The 19,251-nt window shown below is 58.8% G+C and carries 17 protein-coding genes; 9 read left to right on the top strand and 8 right to left on the bottom strand.

Annotation, left to right across the window (positions count from 1 at the left end):
* The first annotated feature begins 26 nt into the window (after positions 1-26).
* The 3 genes from thrC (at position 27) to FFH90_RS06175 (ending at position 3,434) form a co-directional block, all read left to right on the top strand.
* Positions 27-1,436 carry a threonine synthase gene (gene thrC / locus FFH90_RS06165; RefSeq protein ID WP_019651847.1) on the top strand — a complete coding sequence of 470 codons (1,410 nt, stop codon included), beginning with the start codon at positions 27-29 and terminating at the stop codon, positions 1,434-1,436.
* A 133-nt stretch (positions 1,437-1,569) separates the two neighbouring features.
* Complete coding sequence (locus FFH90_RS06170; RefSeq protein ID WP_138866855.1) at positions 1,570-2,943, top strand: transporter substrate-binding domain-containing protein; 1,374 nt, start codon at positions 1,570-1,572, stop codon at positions 2,941-2,943.
* 203 nt (positions 2,944-3,146) lie between these two features.
* Positions 3,147-3,434, top strand: coding sequence for a DUF3509 domain-containing protein (locus FFH90_RS06175; RefSeq protein ID WP_138866856.1), 288 nt, complete (start codon positions 3,147-3,149; stop codon positions 3,432-3,434).
* Between the two features lie 171 nt (positions 3,435-3,605).
* Here the strand turns inward: FFH90_RS06175 and FFH90_RS06180 are convergent, their stop codons facing one another.
* Together FFH90_RS06180 and FFH90_RS06185 are read right to left on the bottom strand one after the other, a co-directional pair.
* Complete coding sequence (locus FFH90_RS06180) at positions 3,606-4,532, bottom strand: TIGR02285 family protein (protein WP_138866857.1); 927 nt, start codon at positions 4,530-4,532, stop codon at positions 3,606-3,608.
* Positions 4,513-5,712: a CaiB/BaiF CoA-transferase family protein gene (locus FFH90_RS06185; RefSeq protein WP_018926698.1), complete on the bottom strand. Its 1,200-nt coding sequence runs from the start codon at positions 5,710-5,712 to the stop codon at positions 4,513-4,515. Before FFH90_RS06185 ends, FFH90_RS06180 begins: the two co-directional genes overlap by 20 nt.
* A gap of 149 nt (positions 5,713-5,861) precedes the next feature.
* Between FFH90_RS06185 and FFH90_RS06190 the strand changes: the two genes are divergently transcribed.
* From FFH90_RS06190 to FFH90_RS06200, 3 genes are all read left to right on the top strand, one after another.
* Positions 5,862-6,404: a YaeQ family protein gene (locus FFH90_RS06190; RefSeq protein ID WP_007940622.1), complete on the top strand. Its 543-nt coding sequence runs from the start codon at positions 5,862-5,864 to the stop codon at positions 6,402-6,404.
* Positions 6,405-6,471: 67 nt separating this feature from the next.
* Complete coding sequence (gene recJ / locus FFH90_RS06195) at positions 6,472-8,181, top strand: single-stranded-DNA-specific exonuclease RecJ (protein WP_064616237.1); 1,710 nt, start codon at positions 6,472-6,474, stop codon at positions 8,179-8,181.
* Between the two features lie 357 nt (positions 8,182-8,538).
* On the top strand, positions 8,539-9,645 hold the full coding sequence (locus FFH90_RS06200) for an NADH:flavin oxidoreductase/NADH oxidase (RefSeq protein ID WP_019581626.1): 1,107 nt from the start codon (positions 8,539-8,541) through the stop codon (positions 9,643-9,645).
* A 73-nt stretch (positions 9,646-9,718) separates the two neighbouring features.
* Here the strand turns inward: FFH90_RS06200 and FFH90_RS06205 are convergent, their stop codons facing one another.
* Positions 9,719-11,344: a glucan biosynthesis protein D gene (locus tag FFH90_RS06205; protein ID WP_018926695.1), complete on the bottom strand. Its 1,626-nt coding sequence runs from the start codon at positions 11,342-11,344 to the stop codon at positions 9,719-9,721.
* Positions 11,345-11,754: 410 nt separating this feature from the next.
* Here FFH90_RS06205 and FFH90_RS06210 point away from each other — a divergent pair, with 410 nt between their 5' ends.
* Positions 11,755-11,940: a hypothetical protein gene (locus FFH90_RS06210; protein ID WP_007940616.1), complete on the top strand. Its 186-nt coding sequence runs from the start codon at positions 11,755-11,757 to the stop codon at positions 11,938-11,940.
* 63 nt (positions 11,941-12,003) lie between these two features.
* On the opposite strand, the gene FFH90_RS06215 is transcribed toward FFH90_RS06210, so the two are convergent.
* Complete coding sequence (locus FFH90_RS06215; protein ID WP_138866858.1) at positions 12,004-12,483, bottom strand: Bro-N domain-containing protein; 480 nt, start codon at positions 12,481-12,483, stop codon at positions 12,004-12,006.
* A 369-nt stretch (positions 12,484-12,852) separates the two neighbouring features.
* Between FFH90_RS06215 and FFH90_RS06220 the strand changes: the two genes are divergently transcribed.
* Together FFH90_RS06220 and FFH90_RS06225 are read left to right on the top strand one after the other, a co-directional pair.
* Positions 12,853-14,106 (top strand): ATP/GTP-binding protein, encoded by a 1,254-nt coding sequence (locus tag FFH90_RS06220; RefSeq protein WP_111455331.1) that lies wholly within the window; start codon positions 12,853-12,855, stop codon positions 14,104-14,106.
* Between the two features lie 2 nt (positions 14,107-14,108).
* A complete protein-coding gene (locus FFH90_RS06225; protein ID WP_111455330.1) occupies positions 14,109-14,735 on the top strand; it encodes an RloB family protein in 627 nt (208 codons plus the stop codon).
* A 70-nt stretch (positions 14,736-14,805) separates the two neighbouring features.
* Here FFH90_RS06225 and FFH90_RS06230 read toward each other — a convergent pair whose 3' ends face one another.
* The 4 genes from FFH90_RS06230 to FFH90_RS06245 form a co-directional block, all read right to left on the bottom strand.
* Positions 14,806-16,230, bottom strand: coding sequence for a gamma-aminobutyraldehyde dehydrogenase (locus tag FFH90_RS06230; RefSeq protein WP_138866859.1), 1,425 nt, complete (start codon positions 16,228-16,230; stop codon positions 14,806-14,808).
* 80 nt (positions 16,231-16,310) lie between these two features.
* Complete coding sequence (locus tag FFH90_RS06235) at positions 16,311-17,135, bottom strand: ABC transporter permease (RefSeq protein ID WP_138866860.1); 825 nt, start codon at positions 17,133-17,135, stop codon at positions 16,311-16,313.
* On the bottom strand, positions 17,125-18,069 hold the full coding sequence (locus tag FFH90_RS06240) for an ABC transporter permease (RefSeq protein ID WP_138866861.1): 945 nt from the start codon (positions 18,067-18,069) through the stop codon (positions 17,125-17,127). The genes FFH90_RS06235 and FFH90_RS06240 overlap by 11 nt, the downstream gene beginning before the upstream one ends.
* A 1-nt stretch (position 18,070) precedes the next feature.
* Positions 18,071-19,108, bottom strand: coding sequence for an ABC transporter ATP-binding protein (locus FFH90_RS06245; protein ID WP_018926691.1), 1,038 nt, complete (start codon positions 19,106-19,108; stop codon positions 18,071-18,073).
* Between the last annotated feature and the right edge of the window lie 143 nt (positions 19,109-19,251).

A 19,251-nucleotide genomic window follows, 5' to 3' on the forward strand; every position in this document is an offset into this window, starting at 1 on the left:
GCGAACACTGTCCATTGGAGTCAGTCATGCGTTACATCAGTACCCGCGGCCAGGCACCGGCCCTGAATTTCGAAGACGTCCTGCTGGCCGGTCTAGCCACCGACGGCGGTCTGTACGTCCCGGAAAACCTGCCACGTTTCACTCAGGAAGAAATCGCTTCCTGGGCCGGCCTGCCGTATCACGAACTGGCCTTCCGGGTGATGCGCCCGTTCGTCACCGGCAGCATCCCCGATGCCGATTTCAAAAAGATTCTTGAAGAAACGTACGGCGTGTTTTCCCACAACGCCGTGGCGCCGTTGCGTCAGCTGAACAGCAACGAATGGGTGCTGGAGCTGTTCCACGGCCCGACCCTGGCGTTCAAGGACTTCGCCCTGCAACTGCTCGGTCGCCTGCTCGACTATGTGCTGGAAAAACGCGGTGAGCGCGTGGTGATCGTCGGCGCTACCTCCGGTGACACCGGTTCGGCGGCCATCGAAGGCTGCAAGCATTGCGAAAACGTTGACATCTTCATCCTGCATCCACACAACCGCGTGTCCGAAGTGCAGCGTCGCCAGATGACCACCATCTTCGGCGAGAACATCCATAACATCGCCATCGAAGGCAACTTCGATGACTGCCAGGAAATGGTCAAGGCGAGCTTCGCCGACCAGAGCTTCCTCAAGGGCACTCGCCTGGTAGCGGTGAACTCGATCAACTGGGCGCGGATCATGGCCCAGATCGTTTACTACTTCCACGCAGCCCTGCAACTGGGTGGCCCGGCGCGTTCGGTATCGTTCTCGGTGCCGACCGGCAACTTCGGCGATATCTTCGCCGGTTACCTGGCGCGCAACATGGGCCTGCCGATCAACCAGTTGATCGTCGCCACCAACCGCAACGACATCCTGCACCGCTTCATGAGCGGCAATCAGTACGTCAAGGAAACCCTGCACGCCACGCTGTCGCCGTCCATGGACATCATGGTCTCGTCGAACTTCGAACGCCTGCTGTTCGACCTGCACGGTCGCAACGGCGCGGCGATTGCCGGTTTGATGGACACCTTCAAGCAGGGCGGCGGTTTCAGCGTCGAGCAGGAACGCTGGACCGAGGCGCGCAAGCTGTTCGATTCGCTGGCCGTGGATGACGCCCAAACCTGCGAAACCATTGCCGAAGTCTTCGAGCAAACCGGCGAGCTGCTGGACCCGCACACCGCCATCGGCGTGAAGGCCGCGCGCGAATGCCGTCGCAGCCTGGATATTCCGATGGTGATCCTGGGCACGGCTCATCCGGTCAAATTCCCGGACGCGGTGGAAAAAGCCGGTGTAGGAAAAGCACTCGAACTACCTGCACATCTTTCTGATTTGTTTGAGCGAGACGAGCGTTGCACCGTGTTGCCGAATGACCTGAAAGCCGTGCAGGCCTTTGTCAGTCAGCATGGCAACCGCGGCAAGCCACTGTAACCGGTAAAAACTGTCACATTTTGAAGCCCGTCTCCTGACGGGCTTTCTCATTTTTGCATGCCACACTTGTCGGGTTTCGTAAATGAAGAGCCGCCCATGAAGGGCGGGCGAGACGATCACCAAGGAAGTGGCAATGCTGTTTTTTAGAGGGTTTAAACCAGCTGCGTGCTGGGTATTTCTGGTCGGCGCCATGAGCGTTGCTCAATGGGGGCTGGCGGCGCAATTGGCGGCTTATGAGCCTCGGGGGACGGTCGCCGAGGCCGCTATCGGGCTAGACGCTCAGGAGCTGCAATGGATTGCGGAACATCCGACGGTCACCGTCGCGTCGGCGCAGTACCCGTTGTATCTGTTCAAGGATGAGCATGGACACTGGAGCGGGTTGAACAACGATGTGCTCAACCGCATCAGCGCCATGACAGGGCTGAAGTTCCTCCATGAAGAGACGTTTTCCACCGATCAATTGCTGGAGCGGCTGGAAAGCGGCGCGGCAGACATTAGCACCACACTGGCAATGAGTGAGGAGCGCAAGGAGTTCCTGGATTTCAGTCATGCGTTCGGTGGTGCGGGCTGGGTGTTCGTCGGGCGAGCGGGCGCGCCAGCGGTGCAATCCATGCAGCAACTGTCGAAAAGAGTACTGGTGCTGCCAGCCCGGCATGCGCTGGAGGCGACCATTCGTCGCGACTATCCGGCCATCGAGCTACGTTCGGTCAAAACCTACGCCGAGGCCAGGGCGTTGGTCGAAAGCGGCGAAGCCTACGCCACCATCGAGAATGAAACCGGGGCGCAGCTCTATCCGTCCGGGCAGCTCAAGGTGGGCGATACGGTGGAGGGTAAATGGGAGGCTGATCATCTGGCGCTACGCAAAGGGCAGCCGCAATTGTTGAGCATCCTCAACAAGGCGCTCGAAGCGTTTCCGCCTGCCGAGTTACGCGCGATTCGCTTGAAGTGGCTCGATGGCATTGTTCCCGTACAGACGCCTTCGACCTGGCAGCAAATAACCGAATGGGGCTGTTGGAGCGTTTTTTTCGCCAGTGTTTTTGCGCTGCTATCCCTGCTGTGGAACCGGCGACTCACGGTGTTGATCCAGCAACGTCGGGACGCCGAAAAAGACCTCAATGACCAGCTCGCCTTCCAGCATGCCTTGATAGACGCCATGCCCGATCCGATGTTCGTGCGTGATCTGGAGGGGCGCTTGATCATGTGCAACAAGAGTTATGAAGAGGGGTTGTCGACCCGTTTCGACCAGATTCAGGGGCGTCGACTGATCGAACTCGATGTCTTGCCCAAAGAAACCGCCGAGCAACTGCACGCCGAGTTCATGGCCCAGCTCGGTACGCGCAAGACCCGCTTCAGCGAACGTCAGTTGATGTTCAAGGACGGCGTCAGGGACATCTATCAGTGGACGGTGCCGTTTTACAGTGCCGACGGTCAATTGCGAGGACTGCTGGGCGGATGGACCGATCTGGCCAAGCGGAGACAAGGCAGGCGTAAAGCGCAATGCCTGTAGCAGCTGCTACAAGGCAAGTGTCTCGGGTGAAAGGGTTTAAACGCGGCTGTTTTTTTACTGTCATCTTTTCCGGGCATGCTTCATCCACCAGAGGCGCCGGTGCGCCTGCCGTTGGAATCCAGAACTTTCTTCTCGGGCCTGGGGTCATTTACTGTGGATACGCCCCAGGCACTTTGTTTGCGGACTATTGAGTGGTGATCGAGATGGAAAGTATCAGTCTATTGCTCGGCGAGGCTCTGAGCCCGTACCAAGTCACGTTGGCCCCATCGGGTGCCCATGGCGAATGCCTGGTGACGCTCAAGAGTGCGACCGGCGCTATCGTGGTCGAACGGCTGTTCAATCAGGCCCAGTTAACCGATAAACGTCTGCTGACGGATGTCGTCGACGGCTTGCACCGTGACGTGCTGATCGCTGAAGGACGCCTGGAGCCCTGTGTTATCGCGGCGTTGCGCAATGCTGCTCAGGACAAGCGCCTGGCCAGCCGAAATTGAAGTGTTTTTTGTGGGAACCTTCCTGCGCCAAGGTCAGTCAGACCATGTAACGGCAGGATCAAGCATTGTGCTCCGGTGCTTGTAGCTTGCTGCTACGGGTCTGTAATACAGGCCACGTTTAACCCCGAGTTGTCTCCCCACTTCTCGGGGTTTCTTTTTGCCTGCGATTTGTCATTGTGTGGCCTGATGCTCGAAAAAGGCCTTGGTTTCTTCCAGGTAATTCTTGCGTCTTTGCGGGTCGAGCCAGTCGGCATACAACGGGTCCAGGTGCTCGCGGGGCAGGGCGCGCAATAGTCGGTTGATTTCACTGATCGCCTGTCGACCCAGGGGCGTATTCGAGCAACCGATGTACACGGGCATGTAGTTGCCCGTGCCTTTGACCGGGTAGAACTCCAGTTGCTCATCGGCCAGGTTTTCCTGATGGGCCTGATAGCGAATTTCCGGCCAGTAACCCAATACCACCTGCAAACGCCCCAAGCGTTGCATCTGCAGCAGGCTGCCGAGGGCGTCATTGCCATAGTGGGGCGTCAGCGCGCCGGCTGGCGCCTGTTGCAGCAGTGTGTCGAGGAACTCACCGTAACGGCGCTCGGCGATCACACCGACTTTCTGTCGACCGCTGGCCAACAGGGCCGCCAGATCGACTGCACCGTTGGAAAGAAACGGCTCCAGCACCGACCGATCTTCACGTCGGATCACCAGCCCATTGCTGACCACCCGGAAGGCCGGAATGGAATACGTGATCCACTGTTCGCGCTCCCTGCTCCAGACCAGCGAGGGGTCGCAGGTAAAGGATTCTTCGTGAAGCATCTGCATGCCGCGGGCGCGATTGACCCGTATCAGGGTATGTTCGTACTGCGGCATACCGGCGATCAGCAGGGGCATCAGTTGGTCAATGACGCCCTGGCCTTTTTTCGGGCCTTCGAAGATCGTCAGTGGCGGCAGGTCGCGCAACAGCCAGAACAAATGCTCCTTAGGTTGCGCCAGGGCCGGGGATATCAGGCCCGACAACAGCCCGAGCGCCGCCAGCAGGCGCCCGATGCCGGCGTAATCGAGGACAGATGAAAGCAGGCGATTCAGCTTAGATGGCCCCGTCTTCACGCAGTCGTGCGATCTGTGCCGGGTCGTAGCCCAGATCGTGGAGGACTTGCGCATTGTGTTCACCCAACTGCGGCCCGACCCATTCCGAGGTGCCGGGTGTCTCGGAAAGCTTCGGTACGATGCCGGGCATCTTGAAGTCCTTGCCGTCGGGAAGCTTGGCTTGCAGGAACATTTCCCGGGCCAGGTATTGCGGATCGCTGAACATGTCTTCGGCGCTGAAGATCCGGCTGGCGGGAACGTCGGCCTGGTTCAATTGCTCGATCACCGCGTCCAGTGGCAGTGAGTTGACCCAGCGATCGATCACCCCGTAAATCTCGTCGCGACGGCTGTCACGCCCGTCGTTGCTGGCCAGCACTGGGTCGTTGGCCAGATCCTCGCGGCCGATGATCAGCATGAATCGCTTGAAGATCGCATCGCCGTTGGCGCCGATCTGCACGTGTTTGCCATCGGCGCTGGTGTGGATGGAGGAGGGTGTGATGCCCGGCATGATGTTGCCGGTGCGTTCGCGGATGAAGCCGAACACATCGAACTCCGGGACCATGCTTTCCATCATGGCGAAGATCGCTTCATACAGCGCCACGTCCACCACTTGCCCCAAACCGCCGTTGACCTCGCGATGACGCAAGGCCATCAGTGCGCCGATCACGCCCCAGAGCGCGGCAATCGAGTCGCCGATGGAAATCCCGGTGCGCACTGGCGGCCGGTCCTCGAACCCGGTGATGTAGCGCAGGCCGCCCATGGACTCACCGACCGCACCGAAGCCCGGCTGATCTTTCATGGGGCCGGTCTGGCCAAAGCCCGAGAGCCGCACCATCACCAGTTTCGGGTTCAGTGCGTGCAAGACTTCCCAGCCCAGGCCGAGCTTTTCCAGCACGCCGGGGCGAAAATTCTCGATCAGGATGTCCGCTTCACTGAGCAGCTGTTTCAGGATCGCCAGGCCATCGGGGTGTTTCAGGTTCAGGGTCAGGGATTTCTTGTTGCGCGCCTGAACGAACCACCACAGCGAGGTGCCTTCATACAACTTGCGCCATTTGCGCAACGGATCACCGCCGTCCGGTGACTCGATCTTGATCACTTCGGCGCCGAATTCGCCGCAAATACGCGAGGCAAACGGCCCGGCAATCAACGTACCCAATTCGATGACTTTCAGACCCGAGAGCGGTTTATTGGAGAACGGCATGCGAAATCCTGTAGGACAAAGGCTGAGCGAATACAGCGTTTTATCATAGGCCGACATCCATCGCCCAAAGTTGATTCGCCTTCAATTCGTTGATTGCCCTCTTGCATCGGTTAGACTTGCCGCCTTTCCCCGTATCAAGAAGCCCGTTCATGGCCCAGCCGTCCACGACCTACAAGTTTGAACTGAACCTCACCGACCTCGACCGCAGCGTCTACGAGAACGTGAAGCAGACCATCGCCCGTCACCCTTCGGAAACCGAAGAGCGCATGACCGTGCGGCTGCTGGCCTACGCCTTCTGGTACAACGAGCAGCTGTCTTTTGGCCGCGGTCTGTCAGACGTGGATGAGCCGGCGCTGTGGGAAAAGAGCCTGGACGACCGTGTCCTGCACTGGATCGAAGTCGGCCAGCCAGACGCCGACCGCCTGACCTGGTGCTCGCGCCGCACCGAACGCACCAGCCTGCTGGCTTACGGCAGCCTGCGGGTCTGGGAAGGCAAAGTGATCCCGGCGATCAAGACCCTGAAAAACGTCAACATCGCCGCCGTGCCCCAGGAAGTGCTGGAAACCCTGGCCAAGGACATGCCGCGCGTTATCAAGTGGGACGTGATGATCAGCGAAGGAACGATTTTCGTCACCGACGACCGTGGTCAGCACGAAGTCCAGTTGCAATGGCTGGCCGGCGAACGCGGCTGATTATTCGCCGCTTGGCCGCGTCCCCCCGGTTTTATCCTACGTATTCAAGAGAAGCACCTGTCACCCCATGCGCATCGAACCTCGCCTGTTGCCCGACACCCTGCCATTCCTCGGTGATATTCCACCGCTGCTGACCCGCCTTTATGCGGCTCGGGGCGTGCAGTCCGAGGCTGAACTGGACAAGAGCCTGGCACGGCTGATTCCGTTCCAGCAGCTCAAGGGTATCGAGGCGGCGGTGGATTTGCTGGTAACGGCGCTGGAGCAGCGTCAGCGGATTCTGATCGTTGGCGACTTCGATGCCGATGGCGCGACGGCCAGTACCGTGGGCATGTTGGGGTTACGCCTGTTGGGCGCGGCGCATGTCGACTATCTGGTGCCAAACCGCTTCGAGTACGGCTACGGCCTGACCCCGGAAATCGTCGAAGTGGCGCTGACCCGCGAGCCGCAGTTGCTGATCACCGTGGACAACGGCATTTCCAGCGTCGAAGGCGTGGCAGCGGCGAAAAAGGCCGGGCTCAAGGTGCTGGTCACCGACCACCACTTGCCCGGCGACGAGCTGCCGTTGGCCGATGCCATCGTCAATCCGAACCAGCCGGGTTGCGAGTTCCCGAGCAAAGCCCTGGCCGGTGTCGGGGTGATTTTCTATGTACTGATGGCCCTGCGCGCGCGCCTGCGCAGCCTGGGCTGGTACGAGAGCAAGCCGCAGCCGAACATTGGCGAATTGCTCGACCTGGTGGCGCTGGGCAGCGTCGCCGACGTGGTGCCGCTGGATGCCAACAACCGGATTCTGGTGCATCAGGGCCTGGAGCGAATTCGCGCCGGGCGTGCGCGGCCGGGGATCAAGGCGATCCTTGAAGTGGCCAAGCGTGATCATTCGCGCATCACCTCCACTGACCTGGGCTTTATCCTCGGCCCGCGTCTGAACGCGGCAGGGCGGCTGGATGACATGAGCCTGGGCATCGAGTGCCTGCTCACCGAAGACGCTGGCGCCGCCCGTGAAATGGCGGCTCAGCTGGATGGCATGAACCAGGACCGTAAATCCATCGAGCAGGGCATGCAGCGCGAGGCGCTGGCCCAACTCAAGGATCTGCCGGTGGAATCGATGCCGTTCGGCCTGTGCCTGTTCGATCCCGAGTGGCACCAGGGGGTGATCGGTATCCTCGCCTCGCGTATGAAAGAGCGTTATTTCCGTCCGACCATTGCCTTTGCCGATGCTGGCGATGGCCTGCTCAAGGGCTCGGGGCGTTCGGTTCAGGGCTTTCACATTCGCGATGCCTTGAGCGTGGTCGCGGCGCAACATCCGAACCTGATCAGCAAATACGGCGGCCACGCCATGGCGGCCGGCCTGACCTTGCCGGAAGCGAATTTTCCGTTGTTCGCGCAAGCCTTCGACGCCGAAGTGCGCAGGCAAATGCGCGAAGAAGACCTGACCGGGCGACTGCTGTCGGACGGCACCCTGGCGGTCGAGGAGTTTCACCTGGAACTGGCCCGCGCCCTGCGCCACGCCGGACCTTGGGGGCAACACTTTCCGGAGCCGTTGTTTCACGGGGTGTTCCAGTTGGTCGAGCAACGAGTCGTTGGCGAGCGGCACCTCAAAGTGGTGCTCAAGAGTGAATGCGGCTCGGTGAAGCTGGATGGCATCGCCTTCGGGATCGACCGGGATATCTGGCCGAATCCGACCATCAAGTGGGTCGAATTGGCCTACAAGCTCGACCTCAACGAGTTTCGTGGGAACGAGACAGTGCAGTTGATGATTGCCCACATCGAACCGCGATAACGGCACGATGCTTTTGTGGCGAGGGAGCTTGCTCCCGCTGGGCCGCGAAGCGGTCCTAAACCTTTAAACGCTTTTTTCCTGTGGTACCGCGTCGGTTGGTTGACGACTGCTGCGCAGCCGAGCGGGAGCAAGCTCCCTCGCCACAGGTATCGCCCGGACCTCAAATTGGCGGTGTTTCATTTCTTGAACCCTCCCTGATCCCGCGATGTCGACTAGGCTCTAAGCACTGCTTGATTATCCTTGTGACGTCTTGTCGAATTTTTTGCCCGCGGGGGCGGGTGCTGCACCTTTTTCCTGTCACTCGTCGACTATTCAAACAGAACCCTGGAGCCTGCCCACTGATTTGAGAGGTGCCCCATGAGTCTGCTGCTTGAACCCTATACCCTTCGTCAATTGACCCTGCTTAACCGCATCGCGGTGTCACCGATGTGCCAGTACTCCAGCGTCGATGGGCTGGCTAATGACTGGCATCTGGTCCATCTCGGCAGCCGCGCGATCGGCGGCGCAGGTCTGGTATTCACCGAAGCCACGGCGGTCACCGCCGATGGGCGTATCACCGCCCAGGACCTAGGTCTCTGGAATGATCAACAGATCGAACCCTTGCAACGTATTACGCGTTTCATTGCCGCTCAGGGCGCCGTTGCCGGCATCCAGCTGGCCCATGCCGGGCGCAAGGCCAGCACGCATCGGCCGTGGCTGGGCAAGCATGGCAGCGTCAAGCCGGAAGATGGCGGCTGGATTCCGGTCGGCCCTTCGCCGATCGCTTTCGACCCCCAGCACACACCACCCAAGCAGCTTAATGAAAGTGAGATCGCCGAGGTCGTCCAGGCTTTCGTCGATTCGGCCAAACGGGCGTTGATCGCCGGTTTCAAAGTGGTCGAAGTGCACGCCGCCCATGGGTATCTGCTACATCAATTTCTTTCGCCCTTGAGCAATCAACGGCGCGATCAGTACGGTGGCTCATTCGAGAATCGTATTCGGCTGGTGCTGCAAGTCACCGAAGCGGTGCGGGCTGTGTGGCCTGAAGAGTTACCGGTGTTTGTACGGGTATCGGCCACCGACTGGGTGGAAGACGGTTGGAACCCCGACGAAACCGTGGAGCTGGCGCGACGCTTGAAAGACCTGGGTGTGGACCTGATCGACGTTTCGTCGGGCGGTACGGCGGTAAATGCCGAAATTCCTACAGGGCCCGGTTATCAGACCCGATTTGCTGAGCGGGTACGTAAAGAGTCGGGCATTGCCACCGGCACGGTAGGCATGATCACCGAGCCAGCCCAGGCCGAGCATATTCTGCGTACCTGTCAGGCCGACATCATCTTCCTCGCCCGGGAGTTGTTGCGTGATCCGTATTGGCCGCTGCATGCCGATGACGATCTGGGTGGGCACAAGGCTGTCTGGCCGGCGCAATACCAACGGGCCACTCATCGTGACCAGCCGATTCATGAATCGGATTTGCGTGACTGAAGGCCGCTGTAAAAACGAAAAGCCCCGGTCGGGTTGACCGGGGCTTTTTAACGCCAAAAGATCGCAGCCTATATCAGGTGTACTTGCGCTTATCCGGCGCCGGCGGGAAATACTGGTACAGCCAGGTTTCACTCAACGTGCGGTCATTGGTGCGAATGAACAACCGCAGCTCCACCGGCGCCACGCTGTCATTGGTCGGGTACCAGTCAAAGGTGATTCGGTAGCCCTTGATGTCATCGAGCACCAGCACGTTGAAATCCTTCACCTGACCGTTCGAGCAGGTCACCACCGGTTCGATCCCCGCGCCTTCGGGCAAGCGGTCCAACCCGCCGCCGGTGAAGTCCACGGCAAAGCGGCGTGCCCAGACTTCAGGATAATGCTCACCCGGTGCCCAGCCTTCGACAAAGCCGCCCATGCCCGAACGGGTCGCGTTGACCCGCGCCAGCGGCGTACCCGTCGGTGGCAGGGCGCTCCAATAGAGCTTGTAGCCGTAGTTCAGGGAGTCACCGGCGGCGACCGGTTTCTTCGGCGTCCAGAACGCGACGATGTTGTCCAGGGTTTCGCCGGTCGTAGGAATTTCCAGCAAATCGATAGAGCCTTCGCCCCACGCGGTTGTAGGTTCTACCCACAGGCTCGGGCGCTTGCTGTACCAGTCGACGGTGTCCTGATAACTGTCGAATTCATGGTCGGTCTGCACCAGGCCAAAGCCTTTCGGGTCGGTGTCGGCGAAGGCGTTGAATTGCAGGGTGGCCGGGTTGTTCAGCGGACGGCAGATCCACTCGCCGTTGCCACGCCACATGGCCAGGCGATCGGAGTCGTGGATTTGCGGGTGAATGGTGTCGCACATACGGCGCTCGTGGGTGCCGCAGCTGAACATGCTGGTCATCGGTGCGATGCCCAGTTGCTCGATGGCGGTGCGGGCATTGACGTGGGCGTCGACTTCCATCACCACGCGCTCGGCCTGGCAATCGATGTCAAAACGGTAGGCCCCGGTGGCGCTTGGCGAATCGAGCAGGGCGTACACCACGAATCGGGTGCTGTCCTTGTCCGGTGTCTCGAACCAGAACTTGGTGAAGTCCGGGAACTCTTCACGCTTCTTGGCGTAGGTGTCGATTGCCAGGCCGCGGGCCGACAAACCGTACTGGCCGGTGGCGTCTACCGCACGGAAATAGCTGGCGCCGAGGAACGACAAGACGTCGTGCTGATCCAGCTCCGGGGCCTTGAACAGCTTGAACCCGGAAAATCCCAGGTCGCCCTTGAGCTGCTGGGTATCGACGGTGGTTTTTTCATAATTGAACAGCGACGGGCGGAAATGCACCTCGCGCGCCAGTCGAGTCTTGGGATCGACGCTGTACATGCGCACTGGCTGCTTGAAACCCATGCCGACGTGGAAGAACTGCACGTCCAGCTGACCTTTCAGATCCTTCCACAGCGAGTGATTGCCGTCGTAGCGGATCGCGTTGAAGTTCTGCGGCGTCATGGTTGCCAGCGTCGGCGGCAGCACCTGTTTGGTGTCCTGATACGGCTTGCCGGCGAGCTGTTTGGCCTGGTTTTTCAGCGCTTCGAAGTCGAACGCCTGGGCGTCGCCATCGGCAGTGCCACTGCCGGCCCAGGCGTTTGCGGCCAGCAGGCCGGTGGCCGAGAGACCGGTGTAAGCCGCGATGGCCATGGACGCTTTGAGCAAATTCCTGCGATGCATAAGTACAACCTGTCGTGAACAATCCCGCGCCGTTCCTGGCACGTGCTGGATCAGAAATAGCGGTTCGGACATGCCTTGGCCAAACACAACGGACTGTAAAGAGATGCCAAATAGCTTAAACCGTTCGATTACAGAGCAAAAATGATTGATAGCACCGCGACAGCGCGGCAATGAAACAAGACATGTCAGGTAACGTTTCTCACAGCGTTTTCTGATTTATAGGGCATATCTGCTTTTTTCGACTAATTACTCTAAAAACCGCTTTTCAGCGCCGATTTAATTTCTATTCTATGGGCATGACCGGTTTCGGCCCTTCAGGCCGGTGGGTTCAGTGCACACAAGACGGCCGCTGAAAGTGATAGGGCGATGCGGTTTTGCAGTTTTCTTTGACGTATAGAAGGACATCGTCCATGTCGAAAGTACAAGGCATCACTGAAATGTTAGGACTCTTTCCCTGCCTGGCCACCGGGCGGCGAAGGCGTCGTCTCAGTTCGGAGGAGTTGAAGTTGGTGGAGCGCTATCGCGAGCTGTCGGAGAGTGACCGGATTGCGATGCGCTATCTGGTGGATGCAATGAGGAGTGTTTCGCGGTTTTGAAGGTGGGGAGTAATGCTGGAACCAAAGGGACGGACTCAAAAGTCCGTCCCTTTGTGCATCAGATCATCGGCTACCAATCGTGAATGGTCGTTGTGCTTGCATCAGATCAGGCATGTCGCGCCATTTGATCCAGGACTGATGCTGCCAACGCAGCAGCGGCACCGAGATTCCGGCCCACTGCAACGAACCCAGACTTGGAATGTTCTCCAACGACGCCGAATTCGAATCACGCAGCATTGGCATGACCTCATTGCTCAGCCATTGACGCAGGTTTCGATTTTCCGGGACGAAATGGTGAACGAGCAGGGCGTACATCCCTGATTCACTGACCATCAGTGATTCGACCGTTTTGCCATTCTTCAGCAACCAGACATATTGGCGTTGATCAGGGTCGAGCTTCAGGGTGAGTCGTTGGTCCAGCGGTCGACCCATCAAGCGACCTAGATCCTGAACGCAGAACCAGGCTTGGTTGGCTTGCATGATGGCATGGAGGAAGCGGTTGTGGCGGGTGAAGACGGTAGGGATGAAATGAGGATGGGTCATGGCCTGCCTCCCGCGAATGGCACTTTGTGAAAACTTCAGGATTTGTGATGTTGTGCTTAAGCATTTTTCGACTCCAGGATGAAAAAAGGGAGCCGCCACTCATATGGGAGCGCGGATGCGCCATGTCGATGATGTACCGGCTTCGACCCCGGGCCGCTGATTTTGCAGCGACGGGATGAAGCCTATCGTTCAGGCGCTCGCGGCGCCAAGTCTACTCTGGCGACGCTTGTTGTAGGAATCGTTGCCTTTGCTGGAAGGCTCCATCTGTAGGAATTTCCTGTTTTTGCACGAAGTGCAGGGAAGCCGCGCCAAATGAATGTTTTTTCCTATATTTATTCTGCTCTTGGAAATTAAGTGCAGGATTTCTACATGTTGATTGAATTTTCGGTTTCCAATTATCGCTCCTTCCGCGAGGCGCAAACCCTGTCCATGGTGGCGACCCCGCGTCTGAGTAAAAAACGCAATGTTTTCCAACCTTCAGTGAGTGGCGAAAAGCTTCCTGATTTGTTGAAGGTGGCAGCGATCTACGGGCCGAACGCGTCCGGTAAATCTTCGCTTATCCAGGCGATGGGGATCATGGGACGCCTGCTCGCAACGACACCCTCCTCAAATGACGAACCACTGCCGGTTTCACCGTTTCGTTTTGATCCGCAACTCCAGAACGAACCCAGTTCCTTTGAGTACAACTTCATTCAAAACGGGCTCCGATATCGGTTTGTTCTACGCGTTACTTCGCAACGGATAATCAAGGAGCAGTTGGTCTCCTATCCCAAAGGGAAAGAAACGCTGCTGTATGAGCGTCGTTTTGGTGACGAGGGAGAACAGTATGTTTTTGGCTCAAGTCTTGAGGGTGGGAAAGATGTCCACAATGCTTGGCGGCGTTTGACGAGCCCGAAGGTTTTGTTTATTTCGCAGGCCGTGGCGAACAGCAGCGAAGAACTGACACAGTTGCGAGCACCGTTTACCTGGTTTCAAACCGGCCTCCTTGTCATTGAGCAGAACAACATGATGGGGCTGTCTGCAGCCTCCATCAGGTTTCTGCAGGTTGCCTCGGACTACACGGGTGATTTGAAGGAGTTTTTAAGGGAAGTGGATATCCCGGTGTCTGCTATTCAACTCAATACTGAGGATGCGGATGCTGTACCGACCAAGAAAAAGCTCACGTTAAAAGAATTCTTCGCCGCCGCCCAGAAAGACAAGGTGACCCTGACGCATACAAGTCTTTTGGGAGCAGCGGAGTTTGATTTTTCAGAGGAGTCTGGCGGAACAAAAAACCTGATTGGTTTCTGGTTGCCCTGGTTCATGATCAATCGCGCAGATGGAAGCGGGATACTGTCTGTCGATGAGTTGGACAGTAGCCTTCATCCAGAAATAGTTGCTGATCTGCTCGGGAAGCATCTTGATAGGGGGTTGGATACTCAGCTGATCTTTACGACTCACGACACTCATCTAATGAACGCAAAAATTCTGCGGCGTGATCAGTTCTGGATCACTGAGCGCGATGCCAATGGTGCAACCAGTATTTTTTCCGTTCACGATTTTGAAGGGCGAGAGGGGGAGGATATTGAGAAGCGCTACTTTGAAGGCCGTTACCGCGGTTTGCCTTTGATCAGGCTGAGGTGACCATGATGCGCTCGACAAAATCATTTGATCGAAAGAAATCGAGATTCAAGCCTCAGCCCAAAGTGTTGGTCCTCTGTGAAGATAGCAAGTCAGGAAAACGGTATCTGGAGGAGGCCGCCTTTCATTTTCGTGCTAAGGCCCAGGTTGAAATTGCCCACTGCGGCGTCACGCATCCAAGCGGCATTGTTGAAAGAGCCATAGCCCGTCAGAAATGTTTCGATAGGGTATTTTGTGCATTGGATCGTGATACACATCTATGTTTTGAGAGGGCGATAGATCTGGCGAAGCCTCATCCGAAAATCAAAGTCATAGCGTCATTTCCCTGTTTCGAGTTTTGGCTTCTTTTGCACTTCGGCTTCAATCGAAAGCCATTTAGAGCTGTCGGGAAAAACTCTCCGGGCGACTTGGTAGCCAAGAGCCTCAGAGAAAAACCGAACATGGATAAGTACGAGAAGGGCAAAGACATCAGCTATTTTGCTCAGCTATTGGGCGAGCCTTTTCAGAAAGCCAGAGCTTTGGCCCCCAAGATTCTCGAGGACGTCGACATCAGCGGCGAACCTAACCCCAGCACCGAAATCCATCTGCTGATGGATGAATTCGAAACCCTCTCCAAGCCTCAGCCGATCTAACACCATCAACCGTGCCCACAGAGATGTGGGCACGATTGATTTCGGAGCGAGGCTTACCCGGGAAGCATTTTTAATGCTTGAACATCACATGCCGCACAACCGTGTAGTCCTCCAACCCATACATGGACATGTCTTTGCCATAACCGGACAGTTTCTGACCACCGTGCGGCATTTCGCTGACCAGCATGAAGTGGGTGTTCACCCAGGTGCAGCCGTACTGCAGGCGTGCAGACAGGCGATGGGCGCGGCCGACATCTGCGGTCCAGACTGACGATGCCAGGCCGTACTCCGAGTCGTTGGCCCAGGCCAGGGCCTGCGCTTCATCGGTGAATTTGGTTACCGATACCACCGGCCCGAACACTTCGCGGCGCACGATCTCGTCGTCCTGTTGTGCGTCGGCCAGCACCGTCGGTTCAAAGAAGAAGCCATTGCCTTCCACTGGCTTGCCGCCGGTGATCAACCGAATGTGCGGTTGCGCCATGGCCCGCTCGACAAACCCGGTTACGCGGTCACGATGTTGCGCGCTGATCAATGGGCCCAGCTCCGTCGACGGATCATCCTGCAAGCCGTACTTGAGGCTGCTGACCGCGGCGCCGAGCTTCTCGACGAAGGTGTCATAGATGCCTGCTTGAGCGTAGATGCGGCAAGCGGCAGTGCAGTCCTGCCCGGCGTTGTAGAAACCGAAGGTGCGAATGCCTTCCACGGCGGCGTCGATGTCGGCATCGTCGAAGATGATCACCGGCGCCTTGCCGCCCAGTTCCATGTGCATGCGTTTGACGCTGCCGGCGGTGCTGGAAATGATGTTCGAGCCGGTAGCGATGGAGCCGGTCAGCGACACCATGCGCACTTTCGGGTGGGTGACCAGTGGGGTGCCAACGGAAGGACCACGACCGAACACCAGGTTAAGCACACCCGCCGGGAAAATCTCCGACGCCAGTTCTGCCAGGCGCAGGGCGGTCAGCGGGGTTTGTTCCGACGGCTTGAGCACCACGGTATTACCGGCGGCCAAGGCTGGGGCGACTTTCCAGGCGAGCATCATCAGCGGGTAGTTCCATGGCGCGATGGAGGCAATCACGCCGACCGGGTCGCGGCGGATCATCGAGGTGTGGCCGTGCAAGTATTCACCCCCCAGCGCACCGCTCATGCAACGGCTGGCCCCGGCGAAGAATCGGAACACGTCGGCAATCGCCGGGATCTCGTCGTTCAGCGCGGCGCTGTAGGGTTTGCCGCAGTTGTCCGACTCCAGTTTGGCCAGCTCTTCGCCATGGGCTTCGATGATGTCGGCGAGTTTGAGCAGCAACAGCGAGCGTTCTTTCGGCGTGGTTTGCGACCAGCCTTCGAAGGCGCTATCGGCGGCGCGCACGGCGGCGTCGACCTGGGCTTCGCTGGCTTCGTTGATTTCCACCAGTACGCGACCGAGGGCCGGGTTGAACACGGCTTGGGCGGGGCCGTCGCCGGCGACCAGTTGGCCATTGATCAAGAGTTTGGTTTGCATGGCTTTGTCCTCCGAAGCTGTTGTTTTCTTTTTGTGGGAACTGGCCCCTGCTCCCACAGGTTCCGGTTTCCAGTGGTCAGTTATTTCCCGCCACTGCCCGCAACACTCTCCCCACCACGGGTCAGGTAATACGCGCCGAGAATCGGCAACATGGTCACCATCATGACCAGCATCGCCACGACGTTGGTCACCGGCACGTCCCGAGGGCGGCTGAGCTGGTTGAGCAGCCACAACGGCAGGGTGCGTTCGTGGCCGGCGGTGAAGGTGGTGACGATGATTTCGTCGAACGACAGGGCAAACGCCAGCATGCCGCCAGCCAGCAACGCCGAGCCGAGGTTCGGCAGGACGATGTAGCGGAAGGTCTGCCAGCCGTCGGCGCCGAGGTCCATCGACGCTTCGATCAAACTGTAGGACGTGCGGCGCAATCGGGCGATGACGTTGTTGTAGACGATCACCACGCAGAAAGTCGCATGACCGATCACGATGGTGAACACCCCCGGCTCGATCCCCAAGGTCTTGAAAGTCGCCAGCAGCGCGATCCCGGTGATGATCCCCGGCAGGGCAATCGGCAGGATCAGCATCAGCGAGATGCCTTGCTTGCCGAAAAAGTCCCGCCGGTACAGCGCCGCCGAGGCGAGGGTGCCGAGGATCAGCGCAATCAGGGTGGCGATGGCGGCGATCTGCAGCGACAGCTTGATCGCCTCCAGTACGTCGGGCCGCGAGAACGCCACGGCGATCCACTTCAGGGTGAAGCCCTTGGGCGGAAAGCTGAACGCCGCGTCTTCGGTGTTGAAGGCATAGAGGAAGATGATCAGGATCGGAAAATGCAAGAACAGCAACCCGCCCCAGGCGGCGATGCGCAGGCCCAGGGATGCCCGGTCTTGAGCGGAAGCGTCAGAGCGCATCGAAAGCCCCCAGGCGTTTGACGATGGACAGGTAAATGGCGATCAGCACGATCGGCACCAGCGTGAAGGCCGCCGCCATCGGCATGTTGCCGATCGCCCCTTGCTGGGCGTAGACCATGCTGCCGACGAAGTAGCCCGGCGGGCCCACCAGTTGCGGCACGATGAAGTCGCCCAGTGTCAGTGAAAACGTGAAAATCGAACCGGCCGCGATCCCCGGAATCGACAGCGGCAGAATCACTTGCATGAAGGTCTGACGCGGCTTGGCGCCCAGATCCGCCGAAGCTTGCAGCAAGGACGGCGGCAGGCGTTCCAGTGACGCCTGGATCGGCAGGATCATGAACGGCAGCCAAATATAGACAAACACCATGAACCGCCCCAGGTGCGAGGTCGACAGGGTGCTGCCACCCACTCCCGGCATCCCGAGTACGAACTGCAACACCGGCTCCAGGTTCAGGTACTGAACGAACCACTGGGCCACGCCGCCCTTGGCCAGCAGCAAGGTCCAGGCATAGGCCTTGACGATGTAACTGGCCCACATCGGCATCATCACCGCGATGTAGAAAAACGCCTTGGTGTTGCCGCTGGTGTAGCGCGCCATGTAGTAGGCGATCGGGAAGGCCACGATTGCACTGGCGATCGACACGACGATGGCCATGCTCAGGGTGCGCAGGATGATGTCGAAGTTCGATGGCTGGAACAGCGCTGTGAAGTTCGCCAGGGTCAGGTCGGGGGTGACCGTCATGGTGAAGTCATCGAAGGTGTAGAAGCCTTGCCACAGCAGGGTCAGCAGCGAGCCGAGGTAGATCGCGCCAAACCACAGCAACGGCGGCACCAGCAGCAGCGACAGATACAGGTTCGGCCGCCGGTACAGCAGGTTGGAAAACCGGCGCAGCGGCGAGCCGTTGGCCGGGGTTCGAGAGATCACACTGTCCATCTCATACCCCGCCTACAACATTGTCGTGCAGCGGGATCATCGCCTCGCGCGCCCAGCGAGCGCTGATGCGTTGCCCGGGCTGATGTTGCGCACTGACGTCCAGCCACTGGACGTTGGCCTGGCTGATGTTCAGGGTCTGGCCATTTTCCAGTTTCAGTTCATAGCGGGTGGCGCTGCCCTGATACTGGATGTCATGAAGCACGCCGCTGACTTCTATTTCATGGCTGGCCAGCGGCCCTTCGGCGAAACGCACGTGTTCCGGGCGGATCGAAAACGGCTGAGGATTGCCGCTCAACTGCCGGGCCAGATCACCGCGTATCACATTGGACGTGCCGACGAATTCGGCGACGAAGGTGGTTGTCGGTTTCATATAGAGGTGGCGCGGCGTGTCGACCTGTTCGATACGCCCCTTGTTGAACACCGCCACGCGGTCGGACATCGACAACGCTTCGGTCTGGTCGTGGGTGACGAAGATAAAGGTGATGCCGAGCTGACGTTGCAGCTTCTTCAGTTCGCCTTGCATTTGCTCGCGCAGCTTCAGGTCGAGGGCGCCCAAGGGTTCGTCGAGCAACAACACGCGAGGGCGATTGACCAGCGCGCGAGCCAGGGCCACACGCTGGCGTTGGCCGCCCGACAGCTGCACCGGTTTGCGCTCGCCGTAGCCGTTGAGGGCGACCATGTCGAGGGCTTCTTCGGCGCGTTTGTGGCGTTCGGTCTTGCCGACGCCTTTGACTTTCAAACCGTAGGCGACGTTGTCGAGTACGTTCATGTGCGGGAACAGCGCGTAATCCTGGAACACGGTGTTCACGTCGCGCTGATACGGCGGCAGCCCGGCGGCCTCCAAGCCATGGATGCGGATGGAGCCGGTGCTCGGCTGTTCGAAACCGGCGATCAGGCGCAGGCAGGTGGTTTTACCCGAACCAGAAGGGCCCAGCAGGGAAAAGAACTCGCCGTCCTGGATGTCGATGGAAACCCGGTCAACGGCCTTCACCTCACCGAACTGACGGGAAACGTTGGTGAACTGGACTGCAAGCGTCATGGATACGGTGCTCCCAAAAAGCGGGGGCCCATCACAGCGGCCCCTGCCTGGACTTCTGAAAAAGCTGAATCGGTGTGCTTTTTTAGCTGGAATGCTCACTGTGGCGAGGGGGCTTGTCGGACCGCCGCACCGCCGCACCGCCC

This window comes from Pseudomonas sp. ATCC 43928, assembly GCF_005938665.2.
GTDB lineage: Bacteria > Pseudomonadota > Gammaproteobacteria > Pseudomonadales > Pseudomonadaceae > Aquipseudomonas.